Source organism: Streptomyces sp. ME19-01-6 (assembly GCF_033793745.1).
In the GTDB taxonomy this organism is placed as follows: Bacteria; Actinomycetota; Actinomycetes; order Streptomycetales; family Streptomycetaceae; genus Streptomyces.
Genome location: NZ_JARAXF010000034.1, coordinates 86,817 through 100,915, shown reverse-complemented (window position 1 = coordinate 100,915; position 14,099 = coordinate 86,817). Strand labels below are relative to the sequence as shown.

14 protein-coding genes and 3 pseudogenes are annotated in these 14,099 nt (G+C 68.3%); 8 read left to right on the top strand and 9 right to left on the bottom strand.

The features are described 5' to 3' along the window. The first annotated feature begins 207 nt into the window (after positions 1–207). Entirely contained in the window at positions 208–711 is a 504-nt protein-coding gene (locus tag PV419_RS53580) for an NUDIX domain-containing protein (RefSeq protein WP_415925510.1), read from the top strand. A 161-nt stretch (positions 712–872) separates the two neighbouring features. Here PV419_RS53580 and PV419_RS43500 read toward each other — a convergent pair whose 3' ends face one another. Continuing rightward, positions 873–1,316, bottom strand: coding sequence for a hypothetical protein (locus PV419_RS43500; RefSeq protein WP_319698566.1), 444 nt, complete (start codon positions 1,314–1,316; stop codon positions 873–875). Positions 1,317–3,300: 1,984 nt separating this feature from the next. Between PV419_RS43500 and PV419_RS43495 the strand changes: the two are divergent. Continuing rightward, a pseudogene (locus PV419_RS43495) lies at positions 3,301–3,749 on the top strand (protein kinase); the annotation flags it as partial. A gap of 222 nt (positions 3,750–3,971) precedes the next feature. Here the strand turns inward: PV419_RS43495 and PV419_RS43490 are convergent. From PV419_RS43490 to PV419_RS43470, 5 genes and pseudogenes are all read right to left on the bottom strand, one after another. After that, positions 3,972–4,190, bottom strand: a complete 219-nt coding sequence (locus PV419_RS43490) for a hypothetical protein (protein WP_319698564.1) — start codon at positions 4,188–4,190, stop codon at positions 3,972–3,974. A gap of 35 nt (positions 4,191–4,225) precedes the next feature. After that, a complete protein-coding gene (locus PV419_RS43485) occupies positions 4,226–4,585 on the bottom strand; it encodes a DoxX family protein (RefSeq protein ID WP_089509417.1) in 360 nt (119 codons plus the stop codon). After that, a complete protein-coding gene (locus PV419_RS43480) occupies positions 4,582–5,196 on the bottom strand; it encodes a TetR/AcrR family transcriptional regulator (protein WP_319698562.1) in 615 nt (204 codons plus the stop codon). Before PV419_RS43480 ends, PV419_RS43485 begins: the two co-directional genes overlap by 4 nt. 205 nt (positions 5,197–5,401) lie before the next feature. Then, positions 5,402–5,601, bottom strand: a pseudogene (locus PV419_RS43475) (hypothetical protein); the annotation flags it as partial. A gap of 144 nt (positions 5,602–5,745) precedes the next feature. After that, on the bottom strand, positions 5,746–6,282 hold the full coding sequence (locus tag PV419_RS43470) for a hypothetical protein (RefSeq protein WP_319698560.1): 537 nt from the start codon (positions 6,280–6,282) through the stop codon (positions 5,746–5,748). 271 nt (positions 6,283–6,553) lie between these two features. On the opposite strand from PV419_RS43470, the gene PV419_RS43465 reads away from it, so the two are divergent. From PV419_RS43465 to PV419_RS43455, 3 genes are all read left to right on the top strand, one after another. Next, positions 6,554–6,748 (top strand): hypothetical protein, encoded by a 195-nt coding sequence (locus PV419_RS43465; RefSeq protein WP_319698559.1) that lies wholly within the window; start codon positions 6,554–6,556, stop codon positions 6,746–6,748. A gap of 188 nt (positions 6,749–6,936) precedes the next feature. Next, complete coding sequence (locus tag PV419_RS43460) at positions 6,937–7,365, top strand: DUF2848 family protein (protein WP_319698558.1); 429 nt, start codon at positions 6,937–6,939, stop codon at positions 7,363–7,365. Between the two features lie 158 nt (positions 7,366–7,523). Next, positions 7,524–7,730, top strand: a complete 207-nt coding sequence (locus PV419_RS43455) for an AMP-binding protein (RefSeq protein ID WP_319698556.1) — start codon at positions 7,524–7,526, stop codon at positions 7,728–7,730. Between the two features lie 347 nt (positions 7,731–8,077). Here PV419_RS43455 and PV419_RS43445 read toward each other — a convergent pair whose 3' ends face one another. The 3 genes from PV419_RS43445 to PV419_RS43435 form a co-directional block, all read right to left on the bottom strand. After that, positions 8,078–9,472, bottom strand: a complete 1,395-nt coding sequence (locus PV419_RS43445) for an ABC transporter permease (RefSeq protein WP_319698554.1) — start codon at positions 9,470–9,472, stop codon at positions 8,078–8,080. A 203-nt stretch (positions 9,473–9,675) separates the two neighbouring features. After that, the gene (locus PV419_RS43440) at positions 9,676–10,611 is read right to left on the bottom strand and encodes an ABC transporter ATP-binding protein (RefSeq protein WP_319698552.1); all 936 of its coding nucleotides are present in this window, start codon (positions 10,609–10,611) and stop codon (positions 9,676–9,678) included. Beyond that, positions 10,604–11,413 carry a TetR/AcrR family transcriptional regulator gene (locus PV419_RS43435; protein ID WP_319698551.1) on the bottom strand — a complete coding sequence of 270 codons (810 nt, stop codon included), beginning with the start codon at positions 11,411–11,413 and terminating at the stop codon, positions 10,604–10,606. Before PV419_RS43435 ends, PV419_RS43440 begins: the two co-directional genes overlap by 8 nt. Positions 11,414–11,725: 312 nt before the next feature. Between PV419_RS43435 and PV419_RS43430 the strand changes: the two genes are divergently transcribed. From PV419_RS43430 to rfbB, 3 genes and pseudogenes are all read left to right on the top strand, one after another. Beyond that, positions 11,726–12,130, top strand: a complete 405-nt coding sequence (locus tag PV419_RS43430; RefSeq protein ID WP_319698549.1) for an SAM-dependent methyltransferase — start codon at positions 11,726–11,728, stop codon at positions 12,128–12,130. Between the two features lie 18 nt (positions 12,131–12,148). Continuing rightward, complete coding sequence (gene rfbA, locus PV419_RS43425) at positions 12,149–13,057, top strand: glucose-1-phosphate thymidylyltransferase RfbA (RefSeq protein WP_319698547.1); 909 nt, start codon at positions 12,149–12,151, stop codon at positions 13,055–13,057. Further along, positions 13,054–14,027: pseudogene (gene rfbB, locus PV419_RS43420) on the top strand (dTDP-glucose 4,6-dehydratase). The gene rfbA and the pseudogene rfbB overlap by 4 nt, the downstream one beginning before the upstream one ends. The last annotated feature ends 72 nt before the right edge of the window (positions 14,028–14,099 follow it).

Genomic DNA, 14,099 nt, shown 5'->3' with positions numbered 1-14,099 from the left:
ACTCACGGTCTGTGAGAGACGGTCGCCGAGAGGCCTAAAGCACGCCTGTCACTCCCCGCGACCGGCGGCTTCTCCGCCTCCGGCCGTGCCAGCAACTCCCGTCTCTCGCCCAGAAGTTCGCATCCAGTCACCGTCAGACGACGTCCAGCCGCGCCGCCTAGCGTGTGGTTCCCGATGCACCACACCTTTCACCGGAGGGGAGAATTCATGAAGGCAACAAGCAGAGGAGCGATCAGGCGGCGGCCGACGGCGGCGGTCGCGGTCCTGGCCGCCACGGCGGCGCTCGCCCTCGCCGCCCCGAGCAGCAGCTCGGCCCAGCAGACCGGCCTGCGCGCGTACGGGATAACCAGCGACGGCACCCGGATGGCCACGTTCACCACCGACCGGCCCCAGACCCTGGACTGGGTCCAGCTCGTCACCGGGCTCAGCGGCGACACCGCCCTCATCGGGATCGACGATGGCCGGCGGCGGGTGGTGCTTGTCGAGGACGACTTCTACCTCCAGGGGCGCCGGGTGCTGCATCTGCCAGGGGGCGGTGTCGGCGGCCAGGACCCCCGTGAGGCGGCTGCCCGGGAGCTGGAGGAGGAGACGGGCTTCATCGCCAGTGAACTGCGACCTCTTGGCGTGATCGATCCGCTGCCCAGCGACGACGCGCGCGCGAACGCATCTGTTCGTCGCCACCTGTCTACGGAACGGCACCATCCACCGTGACGACACTGAGATCGGCATGACGGTGCACTGGTGGGACGTCGCCGATGCCGTCGAAGCCGTCCGCGAAGGCCGGATCACCGAGGCGGGCAGCGTGACCGCGCTGCTCCTGGCCGGGCTCGGCCCGATTTCCTGAGCTTCGAACCTCAACACCTCCCGACGATCTACGCCGCGCCGAGCCCGGGCCGGGCAAGGTTCACGCCGCAGAAGTCGGCCAGCTCATTCTGCAAGTCGGCGACCGGTCCTGTCGCCGCATCCAGAGCAGCCTTCCCCTCGGAGAACCTCGGCCAGGAGCGCACCGTGTCGCCCGAGATCCACAAGCGGCTCATCTCGCTGCTCGGGTCGCTGGCCTCCGGGTCGAGCGAGAACGTCTCATTGCAGTACGCCGCCCGGTCCGGCCGCAGTTCCACCAGCGCCGTCACGGCGGTCAGCCCCTGCTGGGTGTACCGGGTGACGGGGTGGCTCGGTTCCAGGGCGGCCACCAGGGCCGTGAGCGCGGCGTGAACCTTATCGCCATCCCTGACTGCCTCACCAACCAAGCAGTCGGGATCTTCACGCCGGATGTTCGCGATACCAGCCAAAAATGGCACCCGGGTCGCGATGATCACCTGGGCTTGCCAGGCACAGTCACGTGCCCACTGGGAGCCCTTCGACCTCCCGGGCCGGGTGACCCTCCGCGAGCACGGAGCGGACGAAGCCACCGAACTCCCGCAGGGCTGTCGGCGTCACCCCGTGATCCTCCTGTACTCCCTCTGGCCGCGATGGTGCCGCGGTGCTCGACCACGGAGACGCCCTGGCCGCGTCGGGCGATGGGGGCCCCACAGGGTGGCCGCGATGGTGCTGCGGTGTTGGACCGCAGAAGCAGGGCGAGTCGGCGTTCGAGTGGACTGAGGAAGCGGAGCCGCGATGGTGCTGCGTGGTGAGCTCGAACCCACCGCGATGACGCTGCGGACGTGACCGCAGACGCAAGCCATCGTGTCTGCCATGTCAACCGGGGCGCCACGATGGTGCCGAGGCTCGCGACCGCAGAGATAGATGACAGACAAACCATCATGCCATTCAAATCAAATGGTTTGCCGCGATGATGCAGCGGTCGAAGACTGCGGAGGCAGGTCACACGGTGCGCTGCCCTTCCGGCGTGTAGTGGCTGCAATGATGCCGCGGTAATCGACCGCGGAGGCAGGGGTTGCCGGGACGAATCCTCCCTAATTGCCCGCATTGCCGTGATGGGTGCCACGGTGCTCGACCGCGGAGACGCGGTGCGCTCGGAGCGAAGCGGAGGGTGCAAGAGGGGTCCATGTCTTGCCTCCCCAAGTCGATCAACGCCTCAACGGTACCCAAGCGTGCGTTCGACTCGTCGGCAAGCAGGGGGAACCCTGCCTCACTGTGCGTGATCGGGCGGCCCGGCTTGCGGGCGAACGCCTCCAAGATCAGCGGTCGGGCAGCCTCTTTCGGCATGTGTCCCCGAAGCCACTGATGAGCGGATGGTTCCCGGTACTTCTGCGGCGTTCCGCGTTCCGTGCCGATGCGGTTGACCTCCTGTGCGAGCTGCCGCAGCGTCCACCCGGTCTCTCGGAACAGCCGTTCCAGGCCCTTGTTCGGCTCCCGCTCACTCACTCGGCGCTCAACTCCTCAGCCAAAGCAGGCGCTTAAAGCTCTTAAAAACTGCCGCTCTTGCCACGGTACCGCGATGCGTAGCGGAGCGGTTGCCTAGAGCGAGAAGGACCCCGCGACCGTGCGACCGGTCCGGGGGGGTGGTCAACGCTGAAGAGGAGCGTCAACGTGAGAAAGCGTATCGCCCGAATTATGGAACGGTGGGGACGAAGGTTATTCCCCGCCCCCGGGCGCCATCGGACAAACGATGTCTCAAAGCCCACACCGGCACGCGTCGCCGTGCCCGTACCCACCCCGGCCTGCGTGCCTGCTTGTGTCGCGGACACCCCCACGCTTCAGCTCCCGCGCATTCCGACCGCAGGGCGCTATCCCATCGCATGGGACACCGACCCCGTGCCGTTGTACGTCCTCCAGCACGAGCAGCAGCGAGCGCTAGGAGCCTCGCGGTGAGCGCGCACGAGCCTCCAGCTCAGCCGCAGGAGACACAGCAGGACCCGCCCAAGTCCCCGACTCCGAAGAAGTTGGACGCGTGGGCGGAAGCGCTGAAGAAGGAGATCGACAAGCACCTCGGACGGGGGCGGGGCGATGAAGTCGTTCATTGTGCGTCAGCGTCCCCGTCTGACGGTCTGGTGGTGCATGTACAGGCCGCAGAACGGGGGCATCGCATGACCGACGAAACTGCCGCCTGTGCGGGTTGCCAGTCGATGGGGGCCGCCGGAATGAGCGAACCGGCGCCCTACAAGGGCCCTCAGGTGGGTCAGAAAGCCTACGACGCTGCCACGGGACAGGTGGGCGTGCTCCAGGCTGTCTGTCACGTTGACGATCTCCTCTTCGACCACAAGATTCCGGGCCCGCGCGTCGCGTTCCTGCGACCGGAGAAGGGCGGTCAGGAGTGGATGACCGACGCCAGGAACGTCCGCTTCCCCGAGGAAGCGAAGACGCATCCCGCGCCTGACGACGAGTTGCACCGTAGACGCATTGCATGCGGCTGGTTGGGCGCACGGGGACATCCAGCCCGCACACTTGATCATCAGTTCCAAGGGAACGGCGCTCATCGATCTTGCCTTGGCGCACGGCGGAGAGATCCCCACCGCGTATGACTTCAGCTATCGGGGGTGTCTCGTCCACTACGAGAGCCCGGAAATCTCTCGAAGTGTGCTGGAGACCGGAACGGCCACCCCGACCATGGAGGCAGACGTCTATGCCCTCGGTGCCTCGCTCTTCATCAGCGCAACCGGCCTGCGCCACGTCGCGTATCCCGACGACGCCAGCCGCAAGGATCAACGGGAGCCATCGTGGACGGACCACACCGTCCGGTGAACGTGCCCGGAGCGCTCGGCAAGCTCATCGAAGCCATGCTCAGACCCGACCCTGCCGACCGGCCCACGAGTGCCGAAGTCCGCAAGGAACTGAGCAGCGGGCGCTGAGCCCCCTTGATCGCCCCGCCCATCTGATCCACCCCGGGACGGTGGGCGGGGCTCGCCGCAGTTCAGGCAGGGTTGGTCACATGACCAACGCATGACCAACAGCGGCCAGGAACGGGCAGAAACAGCAGGTGAGCATGACCAACACTCACAGGCTCCAGAGAGGCCCAGAGGGTACGTATTCCCAGGTCAGCAAACTAAAGAGCTGGTGCCCGAGTGGAGAGTTCAAGTCCCCCCTCGGACACGTATTGGTAGCCCACGGGTTTCGCGGAAGTGCTGGTCGAGTCTCGTCTCGGCCAGCACGTTGTGTTTCCCGGAGTCGTACGTGAGTCGAACTCCGAGCTGCCGGTAGATCTCGGCCTTGTCCTGGGGCTCGGCCTGCCGTACCGCGGCGGCCGGATCTTTGATCGAGCGGACGAGCCGGGCGATCTCGTCGCGTGACATCCGGGCTCCGCTACGCGGCGTCACCCACAACTGCGTCACACCGCGTAGCCCGCGATGAGCACAGCCACTGAGAAGGCCAGCATGCCCAGGCAGTTGAGCCAGAACTCCTGTTTGAGGAAGCGTGCCCGGTAGTGTGCGTACGCCGCGCACACGAAGTATCCGATGACGGCGACGTTCACGGTGAACCCGACACCGGGGTACTTGAGTCCGACCACCAGTCCAGCTGCCGCCATCAGCTTGATCACGACGAGGATCCACCACCAGTCGCGCGGCAGCCGGACCCCGTCGAGACACCGCTGGATGAAACCCGGCGGGCGCAACGACATCACAGCGTCGCCGAACAGGATGAGCGCCAGCAGCGCCGTGAGCCACCAGTAATGCGGTACGTCAATCATTCGTCTCCTCCTTCGTGGCCGATCACGAATCCGATCACCTCATGGAGCCGGCCGATCGCATCGTGCTCACTGATGGCGCCGTTGGAGACGGTCATGAGCAGGCCGAGGTACGAGAGATAGATGATGCGCGCTCCACGGCCGGCATCGACGCCGGTCAGACCCGCTCGCGCGAGCACTGCATCGATCTCGGCGATCAAGGACAGCGCGAGGTTTTTGAAGATCGCCGACTCGCGTTCTCCTCGTACGATGATCGCCGCGTACTCGCGCGAGAGCTCGTCGTCGAGTGTGAAGTAGCGGATGAAAGGCTCGAAGAGAGCCATGAATGCCTGCGCCGCGACGTCTGCGGTCAGTGGGCCGGAAGCCGCGCTGTCAGCACTTTTCCTCTCGCGGTGTACGGCATCGATCCAGCGGTCGAAGATGGCGACCAGGAGCGCGTCCTTGTCGCCGACCGACATCACAGTCCCGGTGCTGACTTCCGCGTCGGCTGCGATCTGACGGACCGTCGTGGCACCGAATCCCTGCTCGCGGAACAGCCGCTCGGCTGCGGCCAGCACCTTCCGTCGCGTTGCTTCCCGCTTCGCGGGACGCGACTGAACGGGTTCACTGAACATGTTCAGGAAAGTGCATCGTCGAACCCTCTGGGCGCAACGCTCCTCCGAAGTCACCCACTACGAGCGTGAGGATCGTGTACTGCGCGGAGCTGATGCGCGCTGCGTGGCCTTGAGCGCGGGCGGGGCGTCGAAGCCGGGAGAGCCCCGGTGCGCGACGCGCGACCGCCCGCACGGGCGTCCGTGACGACGAGGGCCGACTACACTCGTCGGTGGCGAACAGCTCGAGGTGCCCGCACTTGGGGCAGCGGAACGCCGCTATCTGCCGCCGGGGACGGCCCATCCGCTTGGCACCCCCGAAAATTCCCCGCTCCAGCGCGCGTACCCACGCGAGTGCTCGCCGGCGTCCTCGATGAAACCGTCCACCAGGCCGACGGTGCCGCAATGAGTGCACGTGTAGTTGTTCATCCCGTGAGTCTAGGAAACAGTGCGTCAAGTGCGAAGTCTTGGCCGTCGACTTGGAAGATAGTCGTTCAGGTGTTGCTCAAAGGCCAGCTCGCGCTGGAGTTCCCGCTGGAGTTCCCCGGCGGCGGCGCCTGAACGACACCCGCCCTACTCCGCCGGGAAGAGCCGCAGCTTCGCGGTGTCCCCCACGATGGCGAGAACGGCGATCGACAGCTCGTTGACGGTGGAGGGTCCGCCCTGGTCGGGGCGTTGCCCGAGCAGGTTGGAGGTGAATCCGCTGGCGTCGACCGAGCTCAGGTCCACGCCCGCGGCACCGACGGCGCTCACCGTGAACGGTCCCGCCCGAAGGCCGGCGACGCGTGGGATCTCGGTGCCCTTCGTCACGACGACCGTGCAGCTTCCGTCTGCACATGCCCGCAGCTCGGCCGGGGTTGACGGCTTCATCGGCTTCACCGCGGTCGGCGACAGCGATGAGGAGGGCTTCGTGGGCGTTGGCGAGGGGGGCGACGGTTCGGCCGAACGCGAGGGTGCGGCTGGTGCGGGCGCCCCCGCGTCGTCGCCCGAGTCGGAGCCGCAGCCGGTCAACGCGGCGGCGAGGGCCAGGGCGCAGACGGTCCCCGCCGGGCCGCGCGCCGCAGTCAGCCTGGCCCTACGGCGGCGGGCCGATGATTCCGATGTGGTCATGGGACCGTTCTATACGCGGGTGGCCGGGAGGGGTCCCGCGCGCCCGACACCTCGTACGACGAGTACCACAGCCGGTTGTTCACACGACGTGACGGCGGGTTGCCCGTTGCTCCGTTCGTGGGACTGATGCTGCCACCGAGCGCGGTGCGGACGGGCGAGCTGGGCGAGGCCGAGATCCGGTCGATGGACGGGAGTTGGAGGCGCTGTGCGCCTCGGTCGACGATGTGTTCGCGCGTCCGGCCTCGCGGGAGAACCTGCGGGCGATGGTGCGGTGCTGATTGCGCACCTCGGTCGCGTCTGGGCCGGCACCACCGCTGAGCACGAGAGTCGCTGCGTCGAGCAGGGCATCCCACCCGAGCGGGCCACCACGGCGGCGACCAGGCCAGAGCTGGCCCGGCGCATGCTGGAGCGCGCCCTTAACGCCTGTGCGCCCTTCACCTACTTCCTTGCCGACGGGCGCGGGTGAGCCGGAGGCCCGGCTGTCGGTGGATCTCGGCCTTGTCTTCGGCTCTGACCCGGGGGGTCTTCGAGGCCAACACGGTTGCGCTGAAGCTACGTTGATTGCGGTGCCTTGCGGGGGTTCATCGGCAGGCAGCACTGTGAGCGCATCACCCTGGGTGAGGGGAAGGCACACCGATCGGCTTCCGAGGCGGCATGGCCACCGCGTGCGAGTCGCGACAGTTCGCGATGGTCGCGGTCGCTGTCGACCTCGAGGTGCACGGCGTGGCCTGGAGCAAGAACGCCGGCCCCGACGTCCTGGCCCGCCGCGCCTGGCGGCTCGCAGACGTCGAACCGCGCCTGGACGACCTCACCCTGCGCGCCTGGGTCACCCACGACGGCACCGAGACCGAGATCCAGCACGGCACCCTCGGCGAACTCCTCACCCCCGCCTACTGGGTCGACGTGCTGCGCTCCCGTGACGCCCTCACCCCGGGCACCGTGCTCATCTCAGGCACGATCCCCATGGCCCCGGGTGTCGACCAGTTCGCCGACGCCTGGCGGGTGGAACTGGGCGACCCCGCCACCGGCGACACCATCCGCCTCGCCTACGACGTGCGCCCCATGCCGGAACCCATCGGCTGACGAGCCGTCGGCGGACCCCGGAGACGGCCCGCGGTGGCGATGCGCCCGGACGTTACGTACCTCGGCGTGCTCCGGACCGGCGGCATCGTCGTTCCGATGAATTTTTTGCTCAAGTTTGGGGAAGTCGCCTACTACCTCGGTGACTCAGGGCCCGGCTGTTGTCTGTCTGGCACGCCTTCGCCGATGAGGCGCGGATCGGTGCACAGCGGGCCGGTGCCGAAGCCGTCATCGTCGACGCCGGCGGATTCGACGAGCTCTCCGAGTCCGGACCGTCCGGCGACGACGTGGCTGACCTGCACGAGGACGACACCGCCGTGGTGCTCTACACCTCTGGAACCACAGGTGCACCGAAGGGCGCCGAGTGACCCACGCGAACCCCACCCGCAACTGCGACATCGTGGCCACCGATCTGCCAGCTCCCTGCGGGATGGCCCAGACCCGGTTCGGTCGGCATCCCGATCCGGGACGGCTGCTTCCACACCGGGGACCTCGGCCGGGTCGACCAGGACGGATACTTCTGGATCGTCGGCCGGACGAAGGACGTGATCATCCGGGGCGGATACAGTGTCTACCCACGCGCTTTCGGTCGCCGCAGGCGACCCGGCAGAACCGGCCCGCGCCGCGGGCACAGGGAGAAACCGCGGTACGGGCCGGTTCACGTACCCGGCGCAGCCGCTCTGGAGCGTACGGCTGCGCGGGACGGCATCCGCCGCTAGGCGCCCACATCCCGCCCGCGGGTGCGGACCAGTCCCGCCGCCGTCAGCAGCACAGCCGTCAGCAGCAGCCACAGCAGCGGGGCTGCCGCCACATCACCGCCCGGCACCCGCGGAATATGCGTGAACGGTGACACATCCAGCACACTCTGGTCGAATTCCAGCGCCTGACCGAACTGGCCCAGCACGAAGCACAGCGCCAGCGCGCCCCATCCCACCGTGGCGGTCAGCCGGGGCAGGAGGCCGAACAGAGCCAGCGTCAGACCGGACAGGATCCACACCGCCGGCAGTTGGATCATCGCTGCCCCCAGGATCGACGGCAGCTGGCCGCCCACGTCCGAGACGTTCGCCCCGTGCACCACGCCCGCCGACACACCGGCCAGGGCCAGCGCAACCGCAGGACCGATCAAGGCGAACACCAGGTGGCTGGCCACCCACGGGATACGGCCGGCGCCGGAGGCGAGCAGGTACTCTCCGCGGGAGGACTCTTCCTCCTGGCGCAGTCGCAGTACCGCCTGGACGCCGTAACCGGCGGCGATCAGACCCACCAGGCTCATCATGGCCGCGATGTAGGAGTCGACGAGCCCCTGCTGTCCACCGATCCGGGCGAACACATCCTGAAGGTTCTTATTGTCCTTCAACAGATCGCCCACGCCCTCGGCCAGTCCGCCGAACACCCCGCCCAGGATCACGAACGCGCCCGCCCAGCCGACGAGCAGCGTCCGGTGCAGGCGCCATGCCAGACCCAGCGGGCCACGCAGCGCCGGAGCGGCCTCGGCCGGACCGAGGCGGGCCGCCAGCAAGCCGGCACCGACGTCCCGCCGCGCAGAGACCGTCACCGCGACCGCGGACACCACGGCGGTGAACACCACGAACAGCAGCAACACCCACCACCGGTCTTCCGCGAACGCGCTCAGCTCCGTCCGCCACCCCAGGGGCGACAGCCAGTTCAGCCAGTTGAGGCCGCTGTCCTCGCCGCTGGCGTCCGCCGCGAGCCGGATCAGCAGGAATGCCCCCAGGCTGCCGATGGCGATACCACGGGCCGTTCCCGCGTTTTCTGTCACCTGCGCCGCCAGCGCACCGACCGCCGCGAACACGCACCCCACCGCGGCAAAGCCCAGCCCCAGGATCAGGGAGCCGGAGCCGGGGAGGTCCTGACGCAATGTGGCGCCGATCAGCAGACCGACCACGAGGTTGGCCACCATGGTCACCGACACGGCCGCGGCCAGGGCGGAGTGTCGTCCGCAGACGCCGGCGCTGAGCAGTTCACGCCGCCCCGCCTGCTCTTCCGTCCGGGTATGACGGATCACCGTCAGCACGCTCACCAGCGCGATGAAGATCGGAACCGCGCCCAGGCGTTGGGAGATGATCCCCCCTACGCCGGAGTCCTGCAATGGTCCGTACAGTGCGAGGAACGTGGGATTGGTGCCGCTGGTGTTCGCGTACTCCGCGCGGTCAGCAGCCGTCGGGTACTGGTCCTGATACGTGGTGGAGAGACTCGACGCGATCAGAACCAGCCACAGCATCCACACCAGCAGCAGCCAGCGGTCTCGGCGCAGAATCAGCCGGATCAGCCTGCCCGTACCGGTCAAAGCAGTCACCGGGCCGCCCCCACTCCGGCGCCCTGGCCGCTGTCACCGCTGCTCTCGCCGTCCGTGGCGTAGTGTCGCAGGAAGAGATCCTCCAACGTCGGCGGCTGGCTGACCAGGCTGCGCACTCCCAGCGCCGTCAGGCGCCCCAGCACCCCGTCCAGTTCGTCGGTGTCGACCTCGCACCGCACACGGCCGCCGTCCACCCGCAGTCCGTGGACGCCCACGAGGCCTTTCAGCCCGGCCGGCGACTCCTTCACCACGGCGTCGATGGACGTGCGCGTCAGGTGCCGCATGTCCGCGAGGGTGCCGGCCTCCACCCGCCGCCCGGCGCGGATGATGCTCACCCGCTCGCACAGCGCCTCGACCTCGGAGAGGATGTGGCTGGACAGCAGTACCGTACGGCCAGCGTCACGCGCCTCGATCACACACTGCCGGAACACCTCCTCCATCAGCGGGTCCAGGCCCGATGTCGGCTCGTCCAGCAGCAGCAGTTCGGCGTCGGAGGCGAGGGCCGCCACCAGCGCGACCTTTTGCCGGTTGCCCTTGGAATAAGTGCGCGTCTTTTTCTTCGGGTCCAGCTGGAACCGCTCCAGCAGCTCTGCCTTCCGTGTTTTGTCCAGGCCACCGCGCATCCGGCCGAGTAAGTCGATGACCTCACCACCGGACAGGCTCGGCCAGAGGGTGACGTCGCCGGGTACGTAGGCGATCCGCTGGTGGAGCTCGGTCGCCTCGGCCCACGGGTCGCCGCCGAGCAGCCGAACCTCACCCTGATCGGCGCGCATGAGCCCCAGGAGGATCCTGATCGTCGTCGACTTGCCCGCGCCGTTCGGCCCGAGGAATCCGTGGACCTCGCCGGTGGCCACGCTCAGTTCGAGTCCGTCCAGCGCACGGGTGGGACCGAACTGCTTCACCAGCCCGGTCACCGTAATGGCATCAGACATGGCAGCGTCCTTCAGTCATGGGGGATGTCTTCTCGTCTCGGTGTTCATCGGAGGGTGACGTGCCGCCTGCCCCTGCGGGCGGCTGGTCGTCCGGGAGGTGGTGCTCGGGTCCGGGAGTGTGGCCGCCGGCCAGGTTCTCCTGAGCGGAGGCCGCGTACTCCGGGCTCACCAGGGGGTGGGAGTAGATATCGAGCAAGGCCAGGGCGATCGTCCGGTCGCCCTCCGCGGAGAAGATGTCCATGCCCATCGTGCGGGAGATGTGCTCGTGAAACGTGGCGATCCCCATGGACTGCGCGACCATCAGCGCGGCGCGGGTCGTCCGGTCCACCCGGGGCTCGTCCGGCCGCTCGGCGTCGGCCCGTGCGAGCCATCGGTCGACCATCTTCACCATTTCGTCGAACATCGGCGCCGCGACGGAGGAGTCGTCCCACAGGGCGTTCACCAGGTAGCGCTGGAAGGGGTCCAGGGTGTGGCGGTCGGCCACCTCGGGCTCCACGCCGCCGGGCTGCTGCTCCCGCTCCAGGGCCTGGTCGTTGAAGCGGTGGAGGGCTTGGAGGACGTATGCGTCGCAGGCGTCCCGGAGGTCCTCCTTGGATCCGAAGTGGTGCCGGACGAGCCCGGGGGACACACCTGCGGTGCGGGCGATCTCACGGATCGTCGCCTTCGCGAACCCGGAATCGGTGAAGTGCTTGAGAGCCGCGTCCCGGATGCGGGCGCGGGCGGTCAGGTCCTCCTCGGGTGCTGATCTACCGATCCCGCCCGGGGTCTTGCGCCCGGCGGCGCCATCCCCTGCTCCCTTCATGCGGCGCTCCCACTCACGCGTATTGCTGGCTGTACGGCCGCGTCGTTTACTATACGGCCGTACCGTCGATGATACACACGTATAGCCGTTGCGGGGGAGCTTCCGAATCCGCGGCCGACCGCGGCCGGCCGCGGTCGGTTCCGCGGGAGCGTGGCAGACCGCTGCGACCTCGGACTTCAGCCAGCCATTGCCGTGGCTTCGGTGGTCAGTGGCTGGGTCTTACTGCACAGGTATGACGTACCGCACGCAGTCAAGCGCCCTTGGAGGAACGCGATGACGTCTCCGTCAGCTCCGCCGCCGACGAGCGACCAGGTGACCGACTACTACAGCGCGCTGGGGCCGCTGTTGCGGATGGCGTGGGGCGACAACCTCCACTTCGGTTATTGGGAGGGGCCGTCGGATCGGAGTTCGCCGCAGGAGGCGACGGATCGGTTTACGGATGTGCTGGCGGAGCGATTGGGGGTGGGTGTGGGGTGTCGGGTGTTGGATGCGGGGTGTGGGATCGGCAGTCCGGCGTTGCGGGTGGCGGCGTCGACGGGTGCTGAGGTGCTGGGGATCACGATCAGTGGGCAGCAGGTGGACCAGGCGGTGGAACTGGCGGAGCGGGCGGGGATGTCCGACCGGGTGCGGTTCCAGCTGAAGGATGCGATGGACACGGGGTTCGAGGCGGAGTCGTTCGCACACAAGCCGGTGTCCCCCGGTCCCGGTGCGCGGTAGCCGGGACGGGGTGCCGTCATGAAGGGCATCATTCTTGCGGGCGGGAGCGGCACGCGGCTGCAGCCCCTGACCCTGGTCAGCTCCAAACAGCTGGCCCCGGTCTACGACAAGCCCATGATCTACTACCCGCTGTCCATCCTGATGTTCGCGGGGATCCGGGACGTCCTGATCATCACCCGCCCCGGGGAGCTGGCGGCCTTCCGGCAGTTGCTGGGGGACGGCAATGCGCTGGGGATGTCGTTGTCGTACGCGGCGCAGGACGAGCCGCGGGGCATCGCGGACGCCTTCCTGGTGGGCGCCGACCACATCGCCGGCGAGGACTGCGCCCTGGTGTTGGGCGACAACCTCTTCCACGGCGCGGACCTGCCGTCGCTGCTGCGGCGCAGCGTGCGGCAGCTGGACGGGTGCGTGCTGTTCGGGCACCAGGTGGCGGATCCCGAGCGTTACGGCGTGGCCGAGATCGACCAGGAGGGCCGTCTGGTGTCCATCGAGGAGAAGCCGGAGAAGCCGAGGTCGAACCTGGCCGTGCCGGGGCTGTACTTCTTCGACGGCCAAGTGGTGGACATCGCGGCGAGCGTGCGGCCGTCGGACCGGGGCGAGCTGGAGATCACCGATGTGCTCCACGCGTATCTGGAGCAGGGTCGGGCCCGGCTGGTGTGGCTGGGGCGCGGGGTGACCTGGCTGGACACCGGGACGCACGAGACGCTGCCGGAGGCGGGCGAGTTCGTCCGGCATGTCCAGCGCCACCAGGGCATGCGGATCGCCTGTCTTGAGGAGATCGCCCTGCACATGGGGTTCATCGGAGTGGAGGAGTGTTACGAGCTGGGGGCCGCGATGGGCCACTCGCCGTACGGTCAGTACGTGATGGACCGGGCCCGCTCGTACCTGCCCGAGCGGGCGCTGGCGAAGCTGCTGGAGGAGGCGTGAACCTTCTGGTGACCGGGGCCGCGGGGTTCATCGGTTCGGCGTATGTGCGGATGCTGCTGGAGGGCGAGCTCTCGGGCGCCCGGGGTCTCCGGTGTGACGGTGTTGGACAAGCTCACCTATGCCGGGTCGCGGGAGAATCTCGACCTGGCCGACCGGCGGCTGAGGTTCGTCGAGGGCGACATCTGCGACGCGGATCTGGTGGGCACGTTGATGGCGGAGGCCGGGCAAGTGGTGCACTTCGCGGCCGAGTCTCATGTGGACCGGTCGATCGCCGACTCGGGAGCATTTGTGCGCACCAATGTGCTGGGCACGCAGACGTTGCTGGAGGCGGCGCTGCGGCACGGCGTGGAGCAGTTCGTGCACGTGTCGACGGACGAGGTCTACGGGTCGGTGGAGACCGGTTCATCGATGGAGGCGGACGCGCTGGACCCGAACTCGCCGTATGCGGCGTCGAAGGCGTCCTCGGATCTGATCGCCCTGGCGTACTTCCGCACGCACGGCCTGGATGTGCGGGTGACGCGGTGCAGTAACAACTACGGTCCGTGGCAGTTCCCGGAGAAGGTCATACCGCTGTTCATCACCCGGCTGCTGGATGACGGCCGGAATGCCGCTGTACGGCGACGGCCTGAATGTGCGGGATTGGCTGCATGTGACGGACCATTGCCGGGCGGTGGAGCTGGTGCGGGCCGGGGGCCGGGCCGGTGAGGTGTACAACGTGGACGGCGGAGTGGAACTGACCAACCGTCAACTCACCGAAAGGTTGCTGACGGCGTGTGGGAAGGACTGGGACAGCGTGGAGTTCGTACCGGACCGCAAGGGGCATGACCGGCGGTACGCGATCGACGGCGGCAAGCTCCGCCGCGAGCTGGGCTACCGGCCGGTCACCGGCTTCGAGCGCGGGCTGGCCCGGACCGTCGACTGGTACCGGGACAACCGTGCCTGGTGGGAGCCGCGACGGGTGACCGCGTAACAACCGCGCGGACCGGTCCCGGGGCGGCCGGCCCGGGCCGGCGACGGCCGCCCCGGGCCGCGCCTGCACGCT